The 24,190-nt window shown below is 69.1% G+C and carries 17 protein-coding genes and 2 pseudogenes; 8 read left to right on the forward strand and 11 right to left on the reverse strand.

Annotated features, from left to right (window positions below):
* The first annotated feature begins 149 nt into the window (after nt 1-149).
* The 3 genes and pseudogenes from ACIO3P_RS25960 (at nt 150) to ACIO3P_RS25970 (ending at nt 3,095) form a co-directional block, all read left to right on the forward strand.
* A pseudogene (locus ACIO3P_RS25960) lies at nt 150-2,221 on the forward strand (MMPL family transporter).
* Between the two features lie 220 nt (nt 2,222-2,441).
* Nucleotides 2,442-2,852, forward strand: coding sequence for a hypothetical protein (locus tag ACIO3P_RS25965; protein ID WP_329825137.1), 411 nt, complete (start codon nt 2,442-2,444; stop codon nt 2,850-2,852).
* A gap of 6 nt (nt 2,853-2,858) precedes the next feature.
* The gene (locus ACIO3P_RS25970) at nt 2,859-3,095 is read left to right on the forward strand and encodes a hypothetical protein (RefSeq protein WP_401853968.1); all 237 of its coding nucleotides are present in this window, start codon (nt 2,859-2,861) and stop codon (nt 3,093-3,095) included.
* Between the two features lie 41 nt (nt 3,096-3,136).
* On the opposite strand, the gene ACIO3P_RS25975 is transcribed toward ACIO3P_RS25970, so the two are convergent.
* From ACIO3P_RS25975 to ACIO3P_RS25995, 5 genes are read right to left on the reverse strand one after another with little or no spacing between them, the layout of a single operon-like run.
* A complete protein-coding gene (locus ACIO3P_RS25975; protein WP_329825139.1) occupies nt 3,137-3,970 on the reverse strand; it encodes a carbohydrate ABC transporter permease in 834 nt (277 codons plus the stop codon).
* A complete protein-coding gene (locus ACIO3P_RS25980; protein ID WP_401853965.1) occupies nt 3,960-4,928 on the reverse strand; it encodes a carbohydrate ABC transporter permease in 969 nt (322 codons plus the stop codon). Before ACIO3P_RS25980 ends, ACIO3P_RS25975 begins: the two co-directional genes overlap by 11 nt.
* Nucleotides 4,925-6,187 (reverse strand): extracellular solute-binding protein, encoded by a 1,263-nt coding sequence (locus tag ACIO3P_RS25985; RefSeq protein ID WP_401853933.1) that lies wholly within the window; start codon nt 6,185-6,187, stop codon nt 4,925-4,927. The genes ACIO3P_RS25980 and ACIO3P_RS25985 overlap by 4 nt, the downstream gene beginning before the upstream one ends.
* 42 nt (nt 6,188-6,229) lie before the next feature.
* Nucleotides 6,230-7,825 (reverse strand): FAD-dependent oxidoreductase, encoded by a 1,596-nt coding sequence (locus tag ACIO3P_RS25990; RefSeq protein WP_401853897.1) that lies wholly within the window; start codon nt 7,823-7,825, stop codon nt 6,230-6,232.
* Entirely contained in the window at nt 7,822-8,871 is a 1,050-nt protein-coding gene (locus ACIO3P_RS25995) for a LacI family DNA-binding transcriptional regulator (RefSeq protein ID WP_329825143.1), read from the reverse strand. The genes ACIO3P_RS25990 and ACIO3P_RS25995 overlap by 4 nt, the downstream gene beginning before the upstream one ends.
* 169 nt (nt 8,872-9,040) lie before the next feature.
* Here ACIO3P_RS25995 and ACIO3P_RS26000 point away from each other — a divergent pair, with 169 nt between their 5' ends.
* The gene (locus tag ACIO3P_RS26000; protein WP_401853894.1) at nt 9,041-11,398 is read left to right on the forward strand and encodes a hypothetical protein; all 2,358 of its coding nucleotides are present in this window, start codon (nt 9,041-9,043) and stop codon (nt 11,396-11,398) included.
* On the opposite strand, the pseudogene ACIO3P_RS26005 reads toward ACIO3P_RS26000, so the two are convergent.
* From ACIO3P_RS26005 to ACIO3P_RS26015, 3 genes and pseudogenes are all read right to left on the reverse strand, one after another.
* Nucleotides 11,373-12,388 (reverse strand): annotated as a pseudogene (locus ACIO3P_RS26005) (4-hydroxy-3-methylbut-2-enyl diphosphate reductase). The gene ACIO3P_RS26000 and the pseudogene ACIO3P_RS26005 sit on opposite strands and share 26 nt — an antisense overlap.
* Before the next feature lie 192 nt (nt 12,389-12,580).
* Nucleotides 12,581-13,777, reverse strand: coding sequence for a flavodoxin-dependent (E)-4-hydroxy-3-methylbut-2-enyl-diphosphate synthase (ispG, locus tag ACIO3P_RS26010; RefSeq protein WP_401853892.1), 1,197 nt, complete (start codon nt 13,775-13,777; stop codon nt 12,581-12,583).
* 240 nt (nt 13,778-14,017) lie between these two features.
* Nucleotides 14,018-15,103, reverse strand: a complete 1,086-nt coding sequence (locus tag ACIO3P_RS26015) for a polyprenyl synthetase family protein (protein ID WP_401853889.1) — start codon at nt 15,101-15,103, stop codon at nt 14,018-14,020.
* A gap of 558 nt (nt 15,104-15,661) precedes the next feature.
* Here ACIO3P_RS26015 and ACIO3P_RS26020 point away from each other — a divergent pair.
* Together ACIO3P_RS26020 and ACIO3P_RS26025 are read left to right on the forward strand one after the other, a co-directional pair.
* Nucleotides 15,662-16,402, forward strand: coding sequence for an SDR family oxidoreductase (locus tag ACIO3P_RS26020; RefSeq protein WP_329825148.1), 741 nt, complete (start codon nt 15,662-15,664; stop codon nt 16,400-16,402).
* Between the two features lie 827 nt (nt 16,403-17,229).
* A complete protein-coding gene (locus tag ACIO3P_RS26025; RefSeq protein WP_401853886.1) occupies nt 17,230-18,324 on the forward strand; it encodes a hypothetical protein in 1,095 nt (364 codons plus the stop codon).
* Nucleotides 18,325-18,417: 93 nt separating this feature from the next.
* Here ACIO3P_RS26025 and ACIO3P_RS26030 read toward each other — a convergent pair whose 3' ends face one another.
* Entirely contained in the window at nt 18,418-19,599 is a 1,182-nt protein-coding gene (locus ACIO3P_RS26030) for an aldo/keto reductase (RefSeq protein ID WP_401853884.1), read from the reverse strand.
* A gap of 384 nt (nt 19,600-19,983) precedes the next feature.
* Between ACIO3P_RS26030 and ACIO3P_RS26035 the strand changes: the two genes are divergently transcribed.
* Entirely contained in the window at nt 19,984-20,874 is an 891-nt protein-coding gene (locus ACIO3P_RS26035) for a helix-turn-helix transcriptional regulator (protein WP_329825151.1), read from the forward strand.
* A 218-nt stretch (nt 20,875-21,092) separates the two neighbouring features.
* On the opposite strand, the gene ACIO3P_RS26040 is transcribed toward ACIO3P_RS26035, so the two are convergent.
* Both ACIO3P_RS26040 and ACIO3P_RS26045 read right to left on the reverse strand, forming a co-directional pair.
* A complete protein-coding gene (locus ACIO3P_RS26040) occupies nt 21,093-22,424 on the reverse strand; it encodes a metallophosphoesterase (RefSeq protein ID WP_329825152.1) in 1,332 nt (443 codons plus the stop codon).
* A 265-nt stretch (nt 22,425-22,689) separates the two neighbouring features.
* The gene (locus ACIO3P_RS26045; RefSeq protein WP_329825153.1) at nt 22,690-23,205 is read right to left on the reverse strand and encodes a cyclophilin-like fold protein; all 516 of its coding nucleotides are present in this window, start codon (nt 23,203-23,205) and stop codon (nt 22,690-22,692) included.
* A gap of 100 nt (nt 23,206-23,305) precedes the next feature.
* Between ACIO3P_RS26045 and ACIO3P_RS26050 the strand changes: the two genes are divergently transcribed.
* The gene (locus ACIO3P_RS26050) at nt 23,306-24,187 is read left to right on the forward strand and encodes a helix-turn-helix transcriptional regulator (protein WP_329825154.1); all 882 of its coding nucleotides are present in this window, start codon (nt 23,306-23,308) and stop codon (nt 24,185-24,187) included.
* Nucleotides 24,188-24,190 lie beyond the last annotated feature (3 nt).

Raw genomic sequence — 24,190 nt, forward strand, 5'->3', positions numbered from 1 at the left:
CTACATGTAGACAGCCTATCTATGGTGATCCGGGCGATGCCACGGATCGGGGAGGTGGAACCACGGTGGCCACGTCGCAAGAGAGCCCTACCGGGGTGGATGATGCGCCGGGGACGGCGAGACCGAGCCTCTTCGAACGCGTCGCCCAGATGTCGTACCGCCGCCGCTGGTGGGCGCTGGTCGGCTGGATCGTCATCCTGGTGGCGGTGAGCCTGGGTTCCCAGGCGGTCGGCGACGACTACCGCAACAACGTCGGACTTCCGGGCACCGAGTCGCAGAAGGCGCTCGACGTCCTGCGGGAGCGGGCTCCCGCGCAGGCCGGCTCCACCATCACGATCGTGTTCGAGGCGAACGACGGGCTCGCCGCAACGCGGATACGTGAGCGGGTCGAGTCGATGCTGGCGCGGGTCGAGAAGGAACCGCACGTCGTCAGCGTCGTCAGCCCCTATCGGAACAACCGGGCGCTGTCCGGGAACGGCACCGTCGGCTATGCCACGGTGGCGCTCGACAAGCAGTCGGAGGACATTCCGGCCAAGGACGCCCGGAAGATCATCGACACCGCCCAGAAGGCCGGTACCGACGGCCTGCGCGTGGAATTGTCAGGCGACCCGGTCCGGGCCGCCCAGAGTGAGAACAGTGGTTCCGCCGAGGGTATCGGCATCCTCGCCGCCCTGGTGATCCTCGTCCTGCTCTTCGGGTCCCTCTTCGCCGCCGTCCTCCCCGTGGCCATCGCGCTCTTCGCCGTCGGCACCACCCTCGGCCTGATCGTCCTCGCCTCGCATGTGGCGACCGTCGCCAACTTCACGGCGCCGGTGATGATGCTGGTCGGTCTCGGGGTCGGCATCGACTACGCCCTGCTGGTGTTCTCCCGCTTCCGCGGCGAGCTGATCGACGGCACCGACCGGCGGACCGCCACCATCAGGGCGATCGACACCGCGGGGCGCACGGTGTTCTTCGCCGGTTGCACGGTCATCGTGGCCCTGCTCGGGCTCGTCGTGCTCGGCCTGGGCTCGCTGCAGGGTGTGGCCGTGGCCGTCGCCCTGACCGTGCTGCTCACCATGGTCGCGTCGCTGACGCTGCTGCCCGCCCTGCTGGCCACCTTCGGCGGCCGGATCGAGAAGCAGGTGAGCCGCCGCGTCGAGAAGGGCAGGAGGACCGGTGGTGAGCGCTGGAGCCGCTGGTCCGGCGCCGTCCGGCGGCGGGCCTGGGCAGCCGCTCTGATTCCGACCGCGCTGCTCGCCGGCCTTTCGCTGCCCGCGCTCGACATGCGGCTCGGTTTCGCCGACGCCGGTACCGACGCCCCCTCCACCACCACGCGCCAGGCGTACGACCTGCTGGCCGACGGGTTCGGGGCCGGGTTCAACGGACCGCTCATCGTGATCGCCGAGGGCGACACCGCGGCGGCCGACCAGGCGCGCATGGCACTGCGAGGCGCCGAGGGGGTCGCCGCCGCGCTGCCTCCACAGTCCGCGGGTGAGGACCTGTCCACAATCATCGTCCTCCCGGCCTCCGCCCCCAGGACGCCGCTACCGACGACCTCGTCGGCCAACTGAGAGGCGACGTGCTTCCGTCGGTGGCCGCGAAGACGGGCGCCACCTTCCTGGTGGGCGGAAGCACCGCTTCCGCCGAGGACTTCTCCGACGCCGTGGCCTCCCGGCTGCCGATGTTCATCGCCGTGGTCGTGGGCCTGTCGATGCTTCTGCTGCTCCTGGTGTTCCGTTCGATCCTGATCCCGTTGAAGGCCGCGGTTCTCAACCTGCTCAGCGTCGGCGTCGCCATGGGGGTGATGACCCTGGTATTCCAGAACGGTGCCCTGGGCGTGGAGAAGGGGCCGATCGAGGCGTACGTCCCGGTGATGGTCTTCGCGATCGTCTTCGGACTCTCCATGGACTACGAAGTCTTCCTGCTCTCCCGTATGCACGAGGAGTGGGAGCGTGGCAAGGACGCGGCCCTCGCGATCGGCCGGGGCCTGGCCACCACGGGCCAAGTGGTGACCGCCGCCGGCGCCATCATGATCGTGGTTTTCGGTGCCTTCATGTTCAGCGGCGACCGCATGTTCATGCAGTTCGGCTTCGGCCTGGCCGTGGCGGTCCTCGTCGATGCCGTGATCATCCGCTGCCTCGTCCTGCCCGCGGTCATGCACCTCTTCGGCCGCTACGCCTGGTGGCTTCCCGAAGGACTGGCCAAGCGGCTGCCCCGGGTGGCCATCGAGCACTCCTGACGGGAGGACACCCCCCGGCTCCCGTCAGGTGAACCGGTCATCGCGGTGATCACCGGCCGCCGCGCGAGCAGGCGCGGTGGAGCGCCCGGCCCCTGGTCGGCAGCCTCGACAAGTCTTGCCTGTCTACATGTAGACTGTCTATATTGAAGCCGAAGGGTGATCCGTCATGACGGTTACCGCCGCAGCGCCTCGACCAGGCGCCGGAAAGGGGAACATGCGCATGGCCATCAAGGAGTCGTCCCGCGGTGACCTGCGCGCGCTGCCCTGGACAACGATCGTCGCGCTGGGTGTCTTCTCGCTCCTGCGCCCGGTGCTGAGCATCGTCGGCGCGTACGACGGCGGGCCGCTGAAGAAGCCGGTGGGCCCCCTGGTTTTCACCGCGTTGATCATCGTCGTGTGGATCGGCGCCGCCCTTGTGCGCCGCTTTCCCCGCCCGGTGGAGACGCTGGCGTTCGTCGGCGTGGCCTACGGCGTCCTGGCACTCCTGCTGAACATCTCGCTCCAGCCGTTCCTGGACAGCGCGGAGCTGCCTCCGGTGCCCGGCATGATCGCGATCGTGGTTCTCAACGCCGCACAGGGCGCGGTCTGCGGTCTGATCGCTCTCGGACTGCTTCGGTGGCGGTCCCGCTAGGGAGTGTTGGCGAGGCCGAGGTGGACCCGGCTCGGGTCGCAGCTCGTATCCGCGACCACCGCGGGCCGGACACCGGCGGTTCGGTTGGTCACCGTGCCGGGCCGGCCGCCGTTCACCACGAGCCACCTCGTCGCCGGGGAGGAGATCATCGAAGTCGGGACGGGCATACCGGTCGACGTGCACCCGACGCGCGACCTCTTCCGCCTGGTCGCCGACCCGTCCACCGGTGGGGCGTCCCGGTAGCCTCGCCCGCGCCGAACTGCCCGCGGTCTTCGGCCCGGTGTTCATTTCAGGCCGGAGTGGGACAGACCTTCGACGAAGTGGCGCTGGGCCAGGACGAAGACGATCAGCATCGGCAGGACGGTCATCGTGGCGGCCGCGAGTTGGGTGTTCCACATCTGCCCGCCGTAGGCGTCCGTGAAGCGGGTCAGGGCCTGCGGCAACGTGAACAGCTCCGGCGACGTGAGGTACACCGTGGGTTCCAGGTAGAGGTTCCAGGAGGCGAGGAAGGTCAGGATCGCCACCGCCGACAGCGCCGGTTTCGCCAGCGGCAGGCAGATCCGCCACCAGATCGCGGGTCGGCCGAGGCCGTCGAGGCGGGCGGCCTCCTCCAACTCGACCGGGAGCGCGATGAAGAACTGCCGCATGATGAACGTGGCCAGCGCACACGGTGCGGCCAGCGCGGTCACCAGGATCAGCGGCCAGTGTGTGTTGATCAGGCCGATCGATGTGAACATCTGGAACAGCGGCACGATCGTCACCTCGCTCGGCACCAGCATGCCGGTCAGCACCACCAGGAACAGCCCGTTCGCCCCCGGGAACCGGATCCGGGCGAACGCGTACCCGGCCAGACTGGACACCGACAGGGTGATCAGGGTGACCAGTGTGGCGATGTAGACGCTGTTCAGATATTGCCGGGCAAAGGGCTGAAAGCCGAATGCCTCGGTGTAGGCGGACAGTGTGGGCGAGTCGGTCCACAGCGACGGCGGGGCCTCGAAGATTTCCGCCAGTGGTTTGACCGACGCCGCGACCATCCAGATCGTGGGCACCACGAACGGGATCGCCAGCACGGCCAGAGCGATCACCAGGAGTACCGGCCGGACCCTGTCAGTCCTCATAGAACACCCACTTACGGCGAAGCTGCCATTGCAGCAAGGTGAGCAGCATGACGAACGACAGCAGCATCAGGGCCAGTGTCGAGCCGTAGCCGATGTCGTTGAACTCGAATGCCTGCTGGAACACGTAGTACACGAGGACCGTGGTGGACAGCTCCGGCCCACCGCCGGTCAGGACGGCGATCTGGGCGAAGGACTGCAACGCTCCGACCACCGTGACGATGACGGTCAGCAGGACCGTCGGTGAGATGAGCGGCAGTGTGATCCGGGTGAAGACCGAGCGGCTGTTCGCGCCGTCGATGCGGGCGGCCTCGTACAACTCCCGCGGCACGCCCTGCAAGGCGGCCAGGAAGAGCACCACGTTGACCCCGACGCTGCGGACGACCTGGGTGAGGATCACCGATGCCATCGCGGTGTCGCCCCGCTGCAGCCAGTTCGGCCCGTCGATCCCGACCGTGTCCAGCAGGCCGTTGATGCCGCCGTTGTCCTGGAGCAGGAAGCCCCAGACCAGGGTCCAGGCGACCACGGAGACCACCACCGGGGAGAAGAACAGCATCCGGAACACCGTGACACCGCGGAACTTCCGGTTCAGCAGGACGGCGATCAGCAGCCCGAGCGTGATGTTGACGACCACCACCCCGCCGGAGAAGATCACCGTGGCCAGCAGCACCTTGGGCAGTTGCGGATCGTCGGCCAGGGCCGCGTAGTTCTCGCCGCCGACGAAGGTCTGTGTGCCGGTGAAGACGTTCCAGTCGTTGAGGCTGTACCAGATCGCCATGCCGACCGGTAGCAGGACGAACACGGCCACCCCGGCGAGCTGCGGCAGGATGAACAGGTAGCCGGTCAGTACGTCCCGTCGGCGGGTGGTCCAGAAGCTCGGCCCGGTTGTCCGCGGGGCGGTGGCGGTGGCAGGCGCGGCCACCTGCTCGACGGTCCGCTCTGTCGCCTGTGACGTGCTCACTTGGCGAGAATCGGTTCGATCGCGGCGCAGACCGAGCGTAGGACGGCCGGGATGTCGGCATCCGGCTTCCACATCGCGTCCAGCGCCGTCTTGCCCTTCTGGGCTATCTCCGCCGGGCGGGTGTGATTGGGCAGCGTAACCGCGTTCGGCATCTGGTCGACCACCGCGCCCTGGAGCTGGGCGGCGTCCAGGACCTTGTTGTTCGCGGCGAGTTCGGCCCCGGTCAGCAGCGACTTCCGCGGCGGAGGGAAGTACTGGGCCAGCTTCGCGGCGTTGACCGGATTGGTCAGATACGCGAGGAAGTCCGCCGCCTGGTCCGGATGCCTGCTGGAGGCCAGGACGCCCACCCCCGCCTGGCCGAGGACCGCGTACGTCCCGCGGGGGCCCGCGGGCAGTGGGTGCAGCTCGAAGTCGAACGTGCCGGTCAGCAGCGAGGCGCGGGAGACCTGGGCGACGGTGAAGGCGGCGTCGCCCGCGAAGAAGTCGGCGGTGGTGCCCGGGCCGGGCATCGCCTTGGTCGTGAACGCCGCGTCGTGCAGGAAGGTGAAGGCCCGCCGCATCTCGGGACTGTCGAAGGTGCAGGTTCTGCCGTCCGGACTCCACGCTGTCGCGCCCCAACCGGTCCACACGGTGGCCAGCGTGTTCCACGCCTTGTAGTCGAAGTCGCGGATGACGAAGCCGGCCTTGCCGGTCTTGGCGTGGACGGCCGCCCCGGCTGCTGCCACCTGATCCCAGGTCGGTGCGGCCGGATCGAGCTTCTGACCGGCTTCGGCGAGCAGGTCGGTGTTGACGTACAGGGCGTACGGCGAGTTGGAGAACGGGTAGGCGTACAGCGTGCCGTCGCGGCTGAACTCCGCTGTCACACTGCCGAGCAGGTCGTCGTAGTTCCAGCCCGGGGTGGCCTTGAGCTTGTCGGTCAGCCCGACGAGCGCGTCGGAGGCGATGAGGTCCTTCGACAGGTCGCCCATCCAGGCGAGATCCGGGGAGTTGCCGCCCGCGATCTGAGTGGTGAGCGTCGTGTTGTAGTCGGCGAACGGCAGGCTCTCGAAGGTGATGTCCGCGACGTCGGGATGGTCGGCCCGGTAGGCGTCACCGATGCTGTCCAGCAACTTCAGTTGAGCTTCGTCCGAGGTCCAGACGGTCATCCGCAACTGTGCTGCCCTGTCCGGAGCGTCGGCCGGCGGCCCTGCGCAGGCCGCGCCGAGTGCGAGCACCGTCGTCACGGCGACGGCGCTGAGCACCCTTCTGGTTCTGATCATGTGCGGGTTCCCTTCGAAGTGTGAGGGGGAGGCCGGTCCGGCTCAGTAGCCGATGACCTCGGGCCAGTGCAGCTCGACACCGGCCTCGACCAGACGGCGCTGAAGCCGATCGACGAGTGCGGGTTCGGCGGCGACCTGCTGCGGGCTCAGCCCGCGGTCGAGGCAGAACGCGGCGAGTTCGCCCGCGGACTCGCCGATGTTCCACTCGACAGGATGGAGCCGGTAGGCGCCGTTCGTGATGTGGGTGGTCCCGATGTTCTTGGCGGCGGGGATCAGGTTCTGGGTCCGGACCGGGACCAGCGCGCCCAGCGGGATCTCGAACGGCGCCGACTCGATGTCGATGTAGTTGTCGCCGCCGGTCGAGGGGTGCAGGTCGATGCGGTACATCCCCACCCCGACGGACGCCTCGAACCGGGCCGGTCCGCCGCACCCGCGAGCCTTGATCGAGATGTCCTGTTCGCGGACGGTGGTCAGCGCCTTGATCCGGCGGGATTCCCGGATGTACGGCGCCTGCGCGAAGCCGTCGGTGGTTCCCACCAGGTCCCCGCGCAGCCGCAGCCCCGGCCACCCGCGGCCACCGTCGGGCCGGGGCGCCTCGGTCTGCAACCAGTGGACGTAGGCCCGGGACTGCGCCTTCGCCGCGGCCAGATGGCGCGGCCGGTCGTCGGTGTCGATGATCGAGCCGCCGACGTAGTCCAGTTGGGGCCAGTTGGCCAGCACGATGTCGCTGTCGTACAGGCCGTCGGTGAAGGTCTGCCGGGCGGCGATCCGCCGGAACTGCCACAAGTCCTGATCGCCGGCGTCGAATCGCGGATCTCCGGAGACGTCCAGCTCCGGATTGACGATCATGGTGCGCTGCTCCGGCACCAGGGTGCGCGGATTCGGCGCGGTGAACGACAGCATCGGCGCGCCCCAGAACGGCAGTTCGAGCGAGCGCCAGTCGTCGTAGTCGTCGGGCCGGGCGATGGTGTGATCCCCGGGGACGTGGTCGAAGACGAAGCACCAGGCGATCGACTGCACGTTGGCCGGGTCGGCGAGGTCGGCCGCGCTCGGCTCACCGGTGTCGGACCGGGCCTCGGCACCGACGGCGTACTCGGTGCCGGTCAGCGGAAGCAGCTCCCCGGTCTCGGTGCCGTCCAGGACGAACTCCGCCGTGATCACGCTCTGCGCCCCGGTGTGCGGGTCCGCGACCGTGACCGTACGGACCACCCCGTCCACGACCTCGGCCGCGACCGGGACCGCGGGCTGCAGAACGGTCAGCCGGCCGCTCGACCGGTACGGCGCGAGGAGGGCGTCGATGACCGCGAGCGCCACCCGCGGCTCGTGGCACAGCCGGCTCACCCGGCCGCGGCCCGGGTTGAGTTCGCGCTCCGCGCGGGCCCGCGCCGACAGCGGATAGTGGTCCCGGTAGTAGCGGCGGATGGATTCCCGCAGCGTCCGGTAGCGGGCGGTGACGCCGAACTGCTCCACCCAGATGTGCTCGTCCGGCGGCACCGCCTGGGAGGTGAGCTGGCCGCCCAGCCACGGGTACTCCTCGGTCATCACCACCCGGCGACCGCGTTGCAGCAGGGCGAGCGCGGCAGCCACCGATCCCAGACCGCCGCCTATGATCGCCACCTCGGTGGCGACGGTGGTCACGAGAGCCCTGCCGACCGGGCGACAACGGTGTCGCCCGCTTCGACCTCGGCCACCAGGAGCCGCTGGGTGTCCAGACCGGCCCATTCCCGCGGGTCGGTGGTGATCAGTTGCTGCAGCAGCTCCAGCGCTTCGGCGGCGACCTGTTTGCGCGGTACGCGGAAGCCCGTCAGCGTCCGTCCGTCGGTGCGATGGCCGCAGACCTCGCCGAGCGCGGCGACCGAGATCTCGCCCGGCACGTCCACCCCGGCGCCGACGAGCGCGAGGACGACATCCTCGGTGAGGAAGGCGTCCTCGGCGATGATCAGCGTGGCCTCGGTGGCCCGGGCCAGTCGGGGCAGCTCGGCGACGCGTTCCTCACCGACCAGCATGAACGCCATGCGGCCCGCCGCAGAGGCGGCCTCGACCGCACCGCGCCGGTCCCGCGCGGTGGCGGTGTCGCGGCCGCGGTGCACATACAGGGCGTGGCGGTGTCCGTGGCCCGCGGCCTGGTCGATCACGGTGTTCGTCGGAGTGACGTAGTCGATGCCGACGTACGGCACGGCCGCGGCCGTCTCGTCCCTGCGGCCGACCGCGACGAACGGGAACTGCTCGGCGACCAGCCGCTCCAGCTCGGATCCGACCATCTGCTGGCCGAGCAGGACACAGCCGTCGGTGAGCCGCAGCCGGGTCTTGCGGTGGAGAAGACTGCGGGTGCCGTTCTCGACGGGTGAGGACGTGAAGAACAGCAGGTCCCACCCGATCGTCTCGGCCGCGCGTTCGATCCCGTTCAGCAGCGGTCCGTAGAAGTCCATGCTCTCCGGCGACAGGGCTTCCTCGTAGGTGAAGACGCCGATGATCTGGTTGTCCAGACCGGCCAGTCGGCGGGCCGCCGGATCGGCGACGTAGGTGGACTGTTCGAGCGCCCGCTTGACCCGGGCACGGGTCTCCTCCGGGATACGCACGTTCGTGCCGTCACGGTCGTTCAGCACCACCGACACGGTGGTCTGGCTGACGCCCGCGATCTCGGCGATCTCGCGCTGGGTCACCCGGCGCGGCTTCGATGGCATCGGCCCTCCATTGATAATGCGTATCTGCAACGAATATCGGTGACCTTAAACTGCCGGAAACAACGGCGCAATACCCCTTGACCGACAGGGTGTCCCGTTGAGATCGTCCGTCCCACCGCGCTGAAGATAGGCATTATCACGACAGTGCGCGACCAGACAGGAGCAGACGATGACAAGCCCTCATGCTCAAGGTCCCCACCTCAGCCGTCGTGGCCTCCTCGGCGCGGCGCTCGCGGCCGGCGTCGTACTGATCGCCGAGCCCACCGCCGTGACGGCCCACGCCGCCGCCGGCGAGGTCACCCTGACCGCCGGCGGGATCAGCCTGCTGGCCGGCACCGGCGGCCGGCTCGCCATGCGCGACGCGGACGGTGTCACCCGATCCGCCGGGTCGAAGTTCCAGATCAAGGACCGGCTCACCGGCATCCACCTGTCCACCGGCGGCACCCCTTCGCAGGCCACCCTGGCGGACGGAACACCGGCGATCCGGATGGACTACACGTTCGACACGGCCGCCGGGGGGACCACCGTCGTCGGCTGGTTCAGCGTCACCACCGGACACGCCCGGCTGGAGTGGCGGGTCACCGGCGCGGACACCCTGGTACCGGACGGCTTCCTGTTCAGCCGGGCGATCCAGGCGCCGACCGCGCCCGACGACTACATCGCGATCACCGAGTGGATACGGGACGCCGGCGGCGGCATCCCGTACGAGGACGCCGTCGGCGTCGCACACACCTCCACCTGGGGCAGCCGGCACGGGCTGTTCCTGCTGGACCGGTCACGCCAGGCATGGACGAACGCGACCTGGGTCCACGCGCCAGGAGCGGCCGACCCGGCCGGCGGGTGGACCAGCCGGGCCGACTTCTTCTTCTCCGAGACCAGGCCCTCGGCCACGGCCACCGTGGGCCGCGGGCGCGAACTCGGCCTGGAGCTGACCACCGACCGCGACTTCAACCTCTACCAGGTCCCCGGCGAGCCGATGCGGCTCACCGCCCTGGTCGCCAACGGCGGCCTCGCACGCCCGGCCGAACTGCGGCTTTCGGTGCGCGACTTCGACGGCGAACGACTGGCCGACACGACCGTGTCCGGCAGCATCGCCGCGGCGGGCACCTGGCAGCACACCTTCACCGTGCCGTCTCCGGCCGCCGGCATCGTGTTCGCCGAGGTCGTCGTTCGGTCCGCGGGCGACGAGGCATTCGCCCGGACCAACCTCGCGACCCTGCCGCCGTACACCTACCAGGCCGGTGCGGACAGCATGTTCGGGATCGCCAACTACCCGTGGCTGCAACGGCCGAGCGCCGACGCCGTACTCGACCTCTGGCAGCGGGCCGGCATCGCGCTGGTCCGGATCGCCTACGACGGCGGCCCGGGTCTGCCGCCCTCCGCGTTCGAGGCGCGCGGCATGCGCCACAACATCGAACTGCAACCGTCACTTGAGGCGACCGACACCGAGGCGGCCGCCTGGGCGGCCGACAAACTGGCCGTGGCGCAAGGGGCCGGCGCCGGCTACTTCGAGGTCGGCAACGAACTGAACCGGCCGTTCAACACCGGAACAGCCGCCCGGGCCTACCTGGACAAGGCCCTGCGCCCGGTCTTCGACCGGCGGGCCGCGACCGGCGCCACCATCAAGCTGATGAACAACGGACTCGCCGGGATGGACAAACCCTGGGTGGAGAACTTCATCGCCGCCGGCGGCTGGGACCTGATCGACGCGTTCGCCTATCACCCCGGCCGCGGCAACTTCACCCCGGACCACGTACCTCCGGGCGATGACTGGAGCACCGGCACCGAAGGCACCTACTGGAACTTCTACGGAGGACTGAAGCAACTGAAGACCCTGATGGCCCGGCACGGCGAGAAGGAGATCTGGCTGACCGAAGCCTACGCACCGACCAGGCCGAACAGTTGGTGGCACGACACCTACCGGCATGCCGCGGAGAACGTCCTGCTCACCCTGGCACTGGCGAAGGCCGAAGGCATCACCTGCGTGTGCTGGTACCAGTTCCACGACAGCGTGCTGGGCATGCCGCAGGTCGCCGATCCGGACAACGTCGAATACCACTACGGGCTGATGAACCGCGATCTCAGCCCGAAGCCCTCGCTCCTGGCGTACGCGACCGCGGCCCGCGTCCTCGATGAGGCCACCTTCCGGGGCCGGCTGACCTTCACCGACCCGGAGACCTTCGGCCTGTGGTTCGACACACCCGCCGGCCCGGCAGTCGTCCTGTGGAACCGGGCCGACGGCTACCTGCTGAACACCTCCGGTCGACGCACCGACTGGCACTTCCCCGCCCCGGAGGTCTGGGCCGACCCATGGCCGACCAAGACCGTCCTCACCGTCACCGCCGGCGGCCCCGTACGCCAGGTGGACGCCATCGGCCGCGGCCGGCAACTCACACCGGTCCAGGGCCGGGTGGCACTCACACTCGACGGCGCACCACGTATCTTCTACGGCCTGACACCCGTGGCCGGCTCCGGCGCCCACACGCTGGCGGGCTGCCGCATCACCACCGCGAGTACGGGCGGATGAAGCGCGGGGCGGGAGAAGGCGGCGTGCCTCTGAAGCGGGGCGGACGGCGGGCGGGCCAGGAGATGCCCGGCTTGCTGTCAGGCGGTACGCCGAGGCTGTTCGGCGGCCTCCGCCGCAGGTCTCGGCGGAGTTCCTTGGGGAGGCTGAAGGTGATCGACTCGTCTGCTGTCCTGACCGTCTCGACGTCCCCGTATCCGCGTTCGGCGAGCCACTTCAGTACACCGTCGACCAGGACGTCGGGGACCGAAGCGCCGGAGTCAGGCCGACCGTCCGCACGCCCTGGAGCCAGGTCTCGTCGAGTTCGTCGGCGTGGTCGACGAGGTGGGCGGCCGGCGCGCCCGCCTGGAGGGCGACTTCGACCATGCGCACGGAGTTGGACGAGTTCGTGGAGCCGACGACGATGACCAACTCGGCCTGTGAGGCGAGTTCCTTCACGGCGGTCTGACGGTTCTGGGCGGCGTAGCAGATGTCGTCGCCGGGCGGCGAGAGGAGCTGGGGGAACTTCTTTCTGAGGGCGTCGACCGTCTCCATGGTCCCGTCGGCCGAGAGGGTGGTCCGGGAGAGCCAGACGACCTTGGACTCGTCGCGTACGGAGATGCCCGCGACATCGTCGGGGCCGTCGACCAGGGTGATGTGGTCGGGCGCCTCACCGCTGGTGCCGATGACTTCTTCGTGTCCCTCGTGGCCGATCAGGAGGATGTCGTAGTCCTCCTTGGCGTAACGGACGGCTTCCTTGTGGACCTTGGTGACGAGGGGGCAGGTCGCGTCGATCGTCGCGAGCCCGCGCTCGGCGGCCTCGGCATGGACCCGGGGGGCGACGCCGTGTGCGGAGAACATCATGATGGAGCCCTCGGGGACCTCGGCGGTCGTGTCGACGAAGATCGCGCCCTTCTTCTCCAGGGTCCGTACGACGTACTTGTTGTGGACGATCTCGTGGCGTACGTAGAGGGGCGCACCGTACTGTTCGAGGGCTCTTTCGACGGCGATCACGGCGCGGTCCACGCCCGCGCAGTACCCACGGGGAGCGGCGAGAAGGACCCGGCGGGCGGGGACTGGTGGTTGCGTCATCGGGCTCGGCTTCCTGTGGCAAGGCAGGGTGGTAAGCAGGCGGGGTAGGCAAGGCGGGCAAGGCCGGTTGAGGCGTGGCGACGAGGGCTGCGGACAGGGCCGTGGCCACCTTCGTCACGGTGCACGGCCCTGGCTCGCCGCGTGGTCGGTCTCGTCGGCATCGGTCGTGTCGGTGAGCTTCAGCGCTTCTTCCAGCAGAGCCTCGACGATCCGGCTTTCGGGTACGGTGCGGACGGTCCTGCCCTGGACGAAGATCTGTCCCTTGCCGTTGCCGGAGGAGACGCCGATGTCGGCTTCGCGGGCTTCGCCGGGGCCGTTGACGACGCAGCCCATGACCGCGACGCGCAGCGGGTGGGGGAAGCCGTCGAAGGCTGCCTCCACCTGGGTGGCGAACTTGTGGATGTCGACCTGGAGTCGTCCGCAGCCGGGGCAGGAGACGATCTCCAGTTTGCGGGGGCGCAGGCCGAGCGAGGACAGGATGTGGCAGCCGGCCTTCACCTGCTCCACCGGGCTGGTGGACAGGGATACGCGAATCGTGTCCCCGATGCCTTCGCTCAACAGGATTCCGAAGGCGACGGCGGACTTGATGGAGCCTTGCAGGGCGGTGCCCGCCTCGGTGACGCCCAAGTGGAGTGGGTAGGCGCACTGTTGGGAGAGCTGCCGGTAGGCGGCGATCACGGTGAGCGGGTCGTGGTGCTTGACCGCGATCTTCAGCTCCTGGAAGCCGTGCTCCTCGAACAGCGAGCATTCCCACAGCGCGGACTCCACCAGGGCTTCCGGGGTGGCTTTGCCGTGTTTCGCGAGGAGGCGGGGGTCCAGCGATCCCGCGTTGACCCCGATCCGGATCGGGACACCCGCGGCGGTGGCGGCGGCGGAGATGTCGGCGATCCTGTCGTCGAACTTCTTGATGTTGCCCGGGTTGACGCGGACGGCGGCGCAGCCGGCGTCGATGGCCTGGAAGACGTAGCGGGGCTGGAAGTGAATATCGGCGATGACCGGAATCGGGGACCGCTCCACGATGCGGGGGAGGGCGTCGGCGTCGTCCTGGGAAGGGACCGCGACGCGGATGATGTCGCAGCCCGCGGCGGTGACTTCGGCGATCTGCTGCAGGGTGGCGTCCACATCCGCGGTCAGGGTGGTCGTCATGGTCTGCACGGTGATACGGGCGCCGCCGCCGACCGGGACGGGGCCTACATGGATCTGCCGTGTGGGCCGGCGCACCAGGAAGGGGTGAGCCGTCGCGGTGGTGGGCGGGTCTGTGGGGGTGGCCCGGCCGGGCAACGGTGGAAGGGGGAGGTCGACGGCGGTCATGGGCTGTTCCCGTCCGGAGCAGGGGTGTGAGGGTGCGCAGAAGGGATGGCGTTGTCGCGCAACGCGCAGGCGAAAAGGGCCCCGGACCATGGGTACGGAGGCTGTCCCCGACAGTGATGGACGAGGTGCGACCCGCGCACGAAGCCCGCCGCGTTCTGCGGAGTGCGCCTCGGCGCAACCGTGAACGCGCCGGTCGGGGCGGCGTCGGGGCCGTCCCGTAGGTGGATCACGCGGCGGTGGTCAGGAGGCTCGGCTGGCCGCGGCGGTCGCCATGCTTCTCAGGATGGTGGTGGCCGCGGGCCGGAGGGGTGCGTGGTCGAGGGCGGTCAGCGCTTCCTCGTATCGCTCGCTGATCAGGTTCTCGACGGTGGCCTGCGCCCCGGTGTCGGTGAGGACCTGGCGCATCTCCGAGGCTTCCACGGCGGTGAGGTCCCGGTTGCCGAGTCCGGCGTGCAGGACACGCGCCTGTGCCGGGGTGGCGCGCTGGAGGGCGAGGGCGGCCAGCACGGTGTGTTTGCCTTCGCGGAAGTCGTCCAGGACGGACTTCCCGGTACGTTCGGGGGATCCGTACACGCCCAGCAGGTCGTCGCGCAGTTGGAACGCCTCGCCCAGCGGAAGGGCGTACGCCGACAGCGCCGCGAGCAGGTTCGTGTCCGCCCCGGCGAGATGGGCCCCGAGCTGCAGGGGGCGCTCGCAGGTGTACTTGGCGGTCTTGTAGCGGATGACCCGGCGCGCGGCGACGGTGTCGGGGAGTGTGGCCGAGACCGGTCCGGCGCTGATGAGATCGAGGTACTGGCCGACGAGGGTTTCGGTACGCAGAGCGTTCAGCAGGGGCCAGACCCGGCTGAGGTGCTCGGCGGTGGGGCTGAGGTGGGTGGCGTGCAGGAGTTCGTAGGACCAGCCCAGTGCGAGGTCGCCCAGGAGCATCGCGGCGTTGACGCCGAGGGTCTCGGCGTCGCCCCGGGCGTGGTGGCGAGCGGCGAGGAGACGGTGGGCCGTGGGCTTTCCACGCCGGGTCTCCGAGGCGTCCATGATGTCGTCGTGGATCAGAGCGAAGAGGTGGAACAGTTCCAGCGAGGCGGCCACCCGCCAGACCGCCGGCGGGGGCGGCCGGTCGCTCACCGCCAGCCAGCCGACGACACACAGCACGGGCCGGATCCGCTTGCCTCCGGCCGCGATCATGTCCCGTAACAGACCGGCGAACAAAGCCAGTTCAGGCAGATCGGCCGCGTCGCGGATCTGCTCGTCGAGGAACTCGTACAGCAGCGCCTCGACGGCCGCGGGTACGTGTTCGGGATCCAGGGATGGATGTGTAGTCGTGCCCATGACAATCATATATTGCCTCCTGAGGCGGATCGGTCGGCCGGTCGATGGAGACGGAAGCTCGGGCGAGACTTCGAGAATTCAGCGGCGCACAGTTCGTCGTGCACGGGGGTTCGTCGCGCACGGGGTTCGCGGTGCACAGGGTTCGTGGTGCTCCGGGTTCGTCATGCTCCGGGCTCGGCCCACGCATGACCCCGGCCCTGAGGCGTCCGGCAGGGGCCGTGCGGCACGAGGTCCAGGCTCCCTCGCCGGTAGCGGAGGATTCAATTCCCCATGGTCCGCCGTCTCCGCCGCTCCTTGTAGAGCGCGAACCTCCGGCGCTCGACGCACGAACGTCCTCGGAACTACGCCCTTCACTCCCTCGGGAGGGAGAACACGGCTCCGGGGGACAACACCGCTGCAGATCACATGAATGCCCGTCACGCGTTTCGGGCGGGGCGGCGAATCGTTGCGCCACTCCGGCACGGCATACGGCCAGGGTGTCCGCGGCTGCGGTAGAACTCGGCTGTCGGCCGCCGAGGAGCGTTGCCGAGGAGCCGTCGGGCGATGTGGAGTGATCGCGTGAGTACGGAGCTGTCCGGGGCCAGGGCCCTGGTCACGGGTGCCACTGCCGGGATCGGTCGTACGGTCGCGGTGCGTCTGGCGGCCCTGGGCGCCGAGGTGGTGGTCCACGGCAGGGACGCCCGCCGGGGCGCGGAGGTGGTCGAGGAGATCTCCGCCGGGGGCGGGCGGGGCAGGTTCGTGGCGGCGGATCTCTCCGATCCCGCGGAGGTCGGCAGACTGGCGGCCGCGGCCGGCGACGTGGACGTGCTGGTCAACAACGCCGGGATCTACCGCTTCGAGGCCACCCCGGGCACCACGGCCGAGATGTTCGACATCCATATGGCGATCAACACCCGCGCCCCGCTGCTGCTGGTCGGCGCGCTCGCCCCGGCCATGGCCACGCGGGGCCACGGGGCCATCGTCAGCCTGAGCACGATGGCGGCCACCACCCCGGCCCGCGGGGCCGGGGTGTACGGGGCCTCGAAGGCGGCGCTGGAGTCGCTGACCCGGGTGTGGGCCGACGAGTTCGGCTCCCGGGGCGTGCGGGTGAACGCCGTACGTTCCGGCCCGACCCGTACCCCCGGCACCGCGGAGATGGGCGAGGACGCCCTGCGGACGGTGACCCGGGCCACCGTGCTGGGCCGGCCCGCGGAGGCCGCGGAGATCGCCGAGGCGGTGCTGTTCCTGATCTCCCCTCGGGCCTCCTACATCACCGGCACGGTGTTGGAGGTCCGGGGCGGCGAGCCCGCCATCGCCTAGGCGCGTGCCGGTGGCATGGGCCGTGAACACGGCGGCGCACTCGGCGGATTCGGCGGATTCGGCGCCGAGTGCGCCGCAGCGCGGCGCTCCGCGCCTCGGTCACCCACGTGCCACCACTGGTCCTCTTCGCCCGGGCGGTCACGCGGGTGCCGGCGGTGTTCTTGTCCTCCTCGTCCAGGGGACGATGACCGTCTCGCGGAACGTGCCGTCCACCCGCGCCGGGCAGTCGAGGAGACCGTAGGCGCCGTCCCTGCTGGCTACGGGGCGCGCGGAAGCACGACAGCACCGCGCGTCGGGGGCCGAACGCGGGAGCGCGGGCCGCCGGTAGGCGTACGAAATGGCCCCACACGCCCGGGGCGTACATCGCGGACCACTATTCACGTCAGGCATGGTCCTGCGCTCCCTTCCCGGAGGTTGTGGCTGAGGCGATCCTGGTTGTACGAATCAACTGGGGCCGCCCGGGGGACCGCAGGATCGGTGCCATGAGTAGGCATGAGTAAGGCATGAGCAAGGCTGGTTGCCGCGCGTTCGCGCCGGCGGACCAACCGGCCCGACCGCTTCTCCGACGGGAGTACGGTACGACCGCCGTCGACCTGCTCCAGCCCACCGTGCCCCACCGGTCAGGTGCGGGTCGGTGACACAGACCCTGACCAGCCTGCTCGGTGACCCCTCCCTGGACCAGGCCGCAGCCCACACACTGCGAGCGGTACTGACCGCCGCCGGGCACCCTGACCAAGGCCATCCGGACACGGCGGTCCAGCTCAAAGCCCGCTACCGGCCCCGCAGGAACGCCGCCCTCGTCACTCCACACCACGACGGAGCTTGTCATGCACACGACCTCGGGCGCGACCGCCGCGCTGCTTCAACTGCCGCCGCTCTACTGCCCCATCGACGGGGCCATTCACCCCGAGTACGAAAGCATCGACCGCGATGCCCAGATCTGGCTCGACCGCTACCGCCTCTACACCAGCGACATCGACCGAGCCTGGATCATCGCGCGAAACTACGCGGAGGCGATGAGCCGCATCTATCCCCGAGGCATCACCGACCGCGTCGCACTCACCGCCCGATGGCTGCACTGGATCTTCTACGTCGACGACGTTCGTATGGAAACCGCCGTCACCCCCACCAGGCTCACTTCGGCGATCGGCCTCACCAGCCATCTGCTCCGCGTCATGGAGTCCCCGGCCACCGAACCGGCCGCAGATCAGACCGGCCCCATCGCCGCGCTGCAGTCACTCATGTCCTCGGTACAGGCTGTCGCCACCCCGGTCCAGCTCTACCGGTTCGGCGAGGCCCACCGCAAATGGTTCCACGCCATCCTGTGGGGGATGGCCAGCCCTGCCCTCACCAGCCTGGACGAGTTCGTGCACCAGCGGATGCTGAACGCCGGCGGCGCCGCCAGCCTGTGCTGGTCGGAGATCACCGCAGGGGAGGAGATCCCCGGCGCCGAATTCCACTCCCCCGCCATGCGCGCACTGCAGGAATCGTCCTTCCTGATGATGGCCCTCGACAATGATCTGCTCTCCTACAACCGCGAACTGCTCATCGACAAAACCAAACTCAACGTCGTGATGCTGCTCGCCCGGCTGAACCACTGCCCGGCCGAGCAGGCCGTCCACCAGGCTGTGGCCCTGCGAGACCGGCTGACGACACTCTTCCTGAGGTTGCGCGACCAGGAAGAGCCCAAGCTGAGCGCCCCCGGAAGGGCCTACGTCGCGGACCTCGCCTACGCGATCCGCTCCAACCTCGACTGGGGCTCGCACTCTCCCCGCTACACCGCTGTGGCACCCCGCACACAGCTCCCTCCGCCGAATCCCGCCCCCATCCCTCTGACACTCACCGACCACCCCAGCGACGCCAGCACCGAACCCCTGCCCTGCCCCTCGATCGCCTGGTGGTGGGAACAACTGCGCACGTGACCGGCGCCCGGAGACTCATGTAGACAGCGGTTCGCCGGTGCTGGGGTGCCTGCCTGTCACTTCGCCGGCCGAGCCTGCGCGGGCGAGGCCGGGTCACACTGTCTGGTCGACCATCTGCATCTGCATGTCATTCATGCGTTCACCGTGTACTTCGACCCCGGCGAAAGCGGTTTCGATCTCGCCGAGGTCGCCCGGCGACAGTTGTACGTCGAGTGCGCCCAGGTTCTCGTTCAGGTGCTTCGGGTTCCGGGTGCCGGGGATCGGAACAATCCACGGCTTCTGCGCGAGGAGCCAGGCCAGGGCGACCTGGGAAGGCGTCGCGTTCTCGACCTTCGCGATGCGCCTGAGCACATCGACGACCGGCATGTTGGCTGCCAGGTTCTTCGGAGAGAAACGGTCGAACGTTGCCCGAACGTCTGTTTTCGGATCCAGCTTCGAGCGGGCATCCATCGTGCCCGTGAGGTATCCCATTCCCATGGGGCCCCATGGGACGAAGCCGATTCCCAGCTCCTCGCAGATCGCGAGCACGCCGTTCTTCTCCGGGTCTCTTTCCATCAGGGAATATTCCGTTTGGATCGCCGTGAGGGGTTGAACGGCATGTGCTCGTCGGATGGTCCTGGCACTCGGCTCGGAGAGGCCGAAGTGCAAAACCTTTCCTTCCGCGATGAGTTCCTTGACCGTACCGGCCACGTCCTCGATCGGCACATCGGGATCCACCCGGTGCTGGTAGTAGAGATCGATGCGGTCCGTCCGAAGTCGCTTGAGCGATCCCTCGACCACCTTCCTGATGTGGTCAGGCCTGCTGTTGAGCCCGCTTTCCGCCTTGCTGTCGAAGCCGAACTTGGTCGCGATCCTGACCTCGTCACGAAGGGGCGTGAGTGCCCGTCCCACCAGCTCCTCGCTGGTGTGCGGGCCGTACACCTCGGCGGTGTCGAAGAACGTGACACCCCTTTCATGGGCCTCCCGAAGGACCCGGATCCCCTGGTTGATGTCGGCAGGAGGCCCGTAGTTGGCGCTGATGCTCATCGCGCCGGCCCCCAATTCCGACACCTCCATCTCTCCGAGCTTTCGTGTCCTCATTCCGCTGCTCCTGGTCGCGGTGCTTTCACTGCTCCGACTGCTGCTGACCGGCGACTGGTCAGAACAGGCGGACAGGAGCGACGTTCCGGCGATCAGTCCGGCCCCGACGAGACCGGTCCTCGCCATGAAGTTGCGGCGACTGAAGGCGCCGCTGTCTTGATTATTCGATTCCGTTTCGTTCCTGCGATTCTTCATGACAGGTCTCCCCTTTGGTGGATTGAAATATCTATCGGCAGAAGGGTTTCGTGGAGAAAGCAGGCGGTCTTTTTCGACCGTGTCGTCGCCGTAGTGACCTGGCTGGGACAGCCGTTCAGCGGAAGACGCGGGCGCGAACGGCCGAGCGGCGTCGCCCGCGTCACCCGAGCTGTCGGCCCCGGAATTCGTCGTACGGTTCTTCGCCTCGTCACCGCACGAGTGCGGGGCCAGGCTGGGGAACCCGCACTGGATCTCGGATGTCTTGTCGTTCGCGTCCTCCGGTGCGGACCATGCAACTGGTCACCGGGAGTGTGAAGAAGTCTCTGCTGGAAGGTGTACTGACAGCCCACCCCATGTGCCTGGAATCCCGCTTAGCTTTGAGGGGTGGACAACCGTGACGAGGCCAACGCCTTTCTCAGCTCCCGCCGGGCCAAGGTCACCCCTGAGCAGGCCGGCCTGCAGCACTGCAGCCGCAACCGGCGGGTGCCTGGACTGCGCCGTAACGAGGTCGCCGACCTGGCCGGGATCAGCGTCGAGTACTACGCCCAACTCGAACGGGGCAACCTCAATGGTGTCTCCGACAGCGTCCTCGACGCCCTCGCCCGGGCACTGCAGCTCGACGAGGCCGAACGGGCACACCTGGCTGACCTCGCCCGTGCGGCCGGTCCCGTGCCCCGTACCCGTCGCAAGCCCCCCACCCGGCAGGTCCGGCCCGGCGTGGCGCGCATCCTTGAGCTGATGACCGAGGTGCCGGCCTTCGTGAACAACGCGCGCCTCGATGTCCTCGCAGCGAACCCTCTCGCCCGGGCACTGTACGCGCCGTTCTTCGCGGACCCCGGCCGTCCGGCCAACCATGCCCGCTTCGCGTTCCTCGACCCTCGTGCCCGAGACTTCTGGCTCAAGTGGGAACAGATCGCCGACGACACCGTGGCCGTGCTGCGCACCGAAGCCGGCCGTGACCCGTACGACAGGGCGATGACCGACCTCATCGGGGAACTGTCCACCCGCAGCGAGGAGTTCCGTGCCCGCTGGGCCGCGCACGACGTGCGTCTGCACCGCACCGGACTCAAACATTTCCATCATCCTGTCGTCGGTGACCTGCACCTGAACTTCGAGACCATGGAACTGTCCGCCGACCCCGGCCTGACCCTGACCGCCCTGAGCGCTGAAGCCGGGTCATCTCACGAGGACGCCCTCCGGGTCCTCGCGAGATGGGCCGCCCACCACTCGGCCGACGCTCCGGCCGAACCGGGTGCGAGCCACAGGCACTGCTGAGCAGCGGGCCGGCCTCGTACGTCCCATCACCGCAGCCCGCTGGAGAGCGCCCGCGGGGTCATCGTCAAGGACGAGACGGAGGAACGCGGTTACTACGCGGAGATGGCCGCCCTGCTGGGCCGCGACCCCCAGGGGCCGGGGCTCGACTCACCTTCCCGGGACAACCTGAGGGAAGGCGGCGACTCCCCACCTCCTTCTGCAGCCGTGGGCTCACAGCGTCAGGCACTGTTCGAGGCCAACTCGACCACGGTGATGTCGGACGGGGCGCCTACACGGACCGGCGGGCCCCAGGCACCGGCGCCGCGGCTCACGTAGAGCTGGGTGTCGCCATAACGTTCAAGGCCCGCGAGTGTGGGGTTTGCCAGCTCGGCGATGACGCTGCCGGGCCACAACTGGCCGCCATGGGTGTGGCCGGAGAGCTGGAGATCGACGCCGTGGTGGACGGCGTCGTGGATGACGATCGGCTGATGAGCCAGAAGGACGGCGGCACGGGAACGGTCGCGGTCACCGAGGGCTTTGCCGAAGTCGGGGCCCGCGCCCTGCGTTTCGCCCGCTACGTCGTCAACGCCCGCCAGGTCGAAGCCGGGTATCTCCACACGGGCGTTCTCCAGCGGGCGCAGCCCCAGGTCGCGCACCTTCTCGACCCATGGCTCGGCGCCTGAGAAGTACTCGTGGTTACCGGTGACGAAATACGTACCGTGGCGTGCCCGTAGCCCGGCGAGCGGCTCGACGGCCGGACTGAGGTCTTCGACGCTGCCGTCGACCAGGTCGCCGACGACGGCGATCAGGTCGGGCTGGGTCGCGTTGATGGTGTCGACGACCCGCTGGGAGAAACCGCGGCCCAGAATCGGTCCCAGGTGGATGTCGCTGACCACAGCGATCCGGAACCCGTGTGCGCTACGCGGCAGTTTGGCCAGCGGGACGGTGAGGCGCTTCACCTGGGGGCCGCGCAGCACACCGTAGGTCCCGTGGCCGACCGTGCCGACGGCAACGGCCGCTGCTGTACCGCTCACGACACGCGAGACGAAGAGGCGGCGGGACAGGCCCGCCGGGCCGGGGAGCGAAGGCGCGGACGCCGGCGCACGCGGGGGCTCGGCCACGGCGACAGGCTCCGTCGTGTTTCCCGCGGTACCGGACCCGTCATGCTCCACCACCGGGGACCGGGGCGGGCCGACGGCGACGAGGTCCTCGCCCCGGTGCGCCCGTTCCTTCGTATCCGCTCCGGCGTCCCGCCGTGCGAGCCACCGTCGCAGCAAAGGCCGGACCGCCTCGCCCGCCAGCAGTGCGAGCAGCAAGTACAGGAACACCGCCATCCACAGATATCCGGGCCAGGCCAGGATCTGTTCGAGAAGGAAGGGAACCCACGGTCTCTCGGCCACCAGCGCGCCGCCCGTCAGCAGAGGCCCGGCCACGAGAACGACGCTCCCGGCACGCCGCTGGAGCGAGCCCCGGGGCATCGTGTCGCGCACCAGACGACGCCACGCGTACCAGTGGAGCGCACCGAACGCCACCAGCACGACGAGTCTGACCAGCATGAAGACGAAGATCACGGCCGAGCGGGCCCTTCCTGGAGACGTCCTCGGGACGGATGAGTCCCACTACGGCCCGATGCCCCGTGCCTCATGGTCCACGACGCGGCGTGCCCGCAGCCTGCGGAACCCCACGGGCGAGTGGGACACCGCGCCGTACGTACCTTGGCACGGGTCGCACACCGCGTGGGAGGGAGAGTTTTCTACCTGGTTGCTCGGTTCGCGATGACGGCATCACGGCTGATGTACCCGCAGGAGTGGCTGTGGCGCACGCACAAGTGGAGCGTCACCCGACCTCGATTCGCATGTCCACGTTGGCCGGCAGGTCTTCGAAGACGCTCACGTCAGATGTGATCTCGCCCATTTTCGTGAGGGTCGGGACCGAGGTGGTCGGCTCGTAGATGATGGTCACGCTGTCACGTGGATTGTAGTAAACAATGTCACCGGGCTGGACATCGGTGTAGAAAGGCCCCGTCTCGGTCAGCGGGTCGGACAGCTCGGAGATGTACTCGATATCCAGGTTCCTGAACCACGGCAATGTGACCGGCAGTATTTCCTCGAAATCCCGGGCGGCGTCACTGTTATTGAGCCTGGCCTTGACGGTGCGGTCTCCGGCGGTGAACGTGATGGGGGTGCCCTCGTTCACCGACGCGTCGGCGTCCGCGGACGGGGGAGTTCCGGGCGAGGAGACCTCGGCGGTCTCCGAGGGTGATCCGGTGGAGTCGGCGACCGTGTTGGAGGAGCATGCGGCGAGGGTGACCGCAGTCGCCGCGCCGGTCACGGAGGCGAGAAATTTCTTCACGGTCCCAGTCGATCTCGGGCCGACTCGGCGAGGAAGTCTCTGCTGAGAGGTGTACTGACAGCACATCCCTGCGCAGACCGGATTCTTCTAGGCTGAAGGCGTGGACAACCGCGAAGAGGTCAAAGCCTTCCTCAACTCCCGACGTGCGAGGATCACCCCGGAAGACGCCGGCCTGACGAGCCACGGCCGCACCAGGCGCGTGCCGGGCCTGCGCCGCAGCGAGGTCGCCGAGCTGGCCGGTGTCAGCGTCGAGTACTACGCGAAACTTGAGCGCGGCGACCTCAGCGGTGTCTCCGAGAGCGTGCTGCATGCCCTCGGCCGGGCGTTGCGGCTGGACGAGGCCGAGCGATCGCACCTGGCGGATCTCGCCCGCGCCGCCGGCGCCCCGCGCCGTGCCCGCCGTCAGCCTTCCGCCCAGAAGGTCCGGCCCGGCGTGGCCCGCGTCCTCGACGGGATGAGCGCGTTGCCGGCCTTCGTGCACAACGGGCGTCTCGATGTCCTCGCGGCGAACCCCCTCGCGGAGGCGCTGTTCGCGCCGGTGTTCGCAGAGCCGGCCCGGCCGGTCAACCACGCCCGGTTCACCTTCCTCCACCCGCGTGCCCGCGACTTCTGGATCGACTGGGAGCGGGCCGCCGACAACACCGTGGCCCTGCTGCGCACGGAAGCCGGACGCGACCCCTACAACAGGGCACTGACCGATCTCGTGGGGGAGCTGTCCACCCGCAGCGAGGCTTTCCGGGTCCGCTGGGCCTCACACGACGTACACCTGCACCGCACCGGACTCAAACACATCCACCACCCGGTCGTCGGCGTTCTGCACCTGTTCTACGAGGTCTTCGACCTGGCCGCCGACCCGGGGCTGGCCCTGGTCGTCTTCAGCGCGGAGGCGGGCTCACCCCACGACGACGCGCTGCGGTTGCTCACCATCTGGGCCGCCACCCACGACCCGGCCGATGCCCTGGCGGGACGCGACCAGGCGTGAGAC

The organism is Streptomyces sp. NPDC087310 (genome assembly GCF_044744405.1).
Classification (GTDB): Bacteria; Actinomycetota; Actinomycetes; order Streptomycetales; family Streptomycetaceae; genus Streptomyces.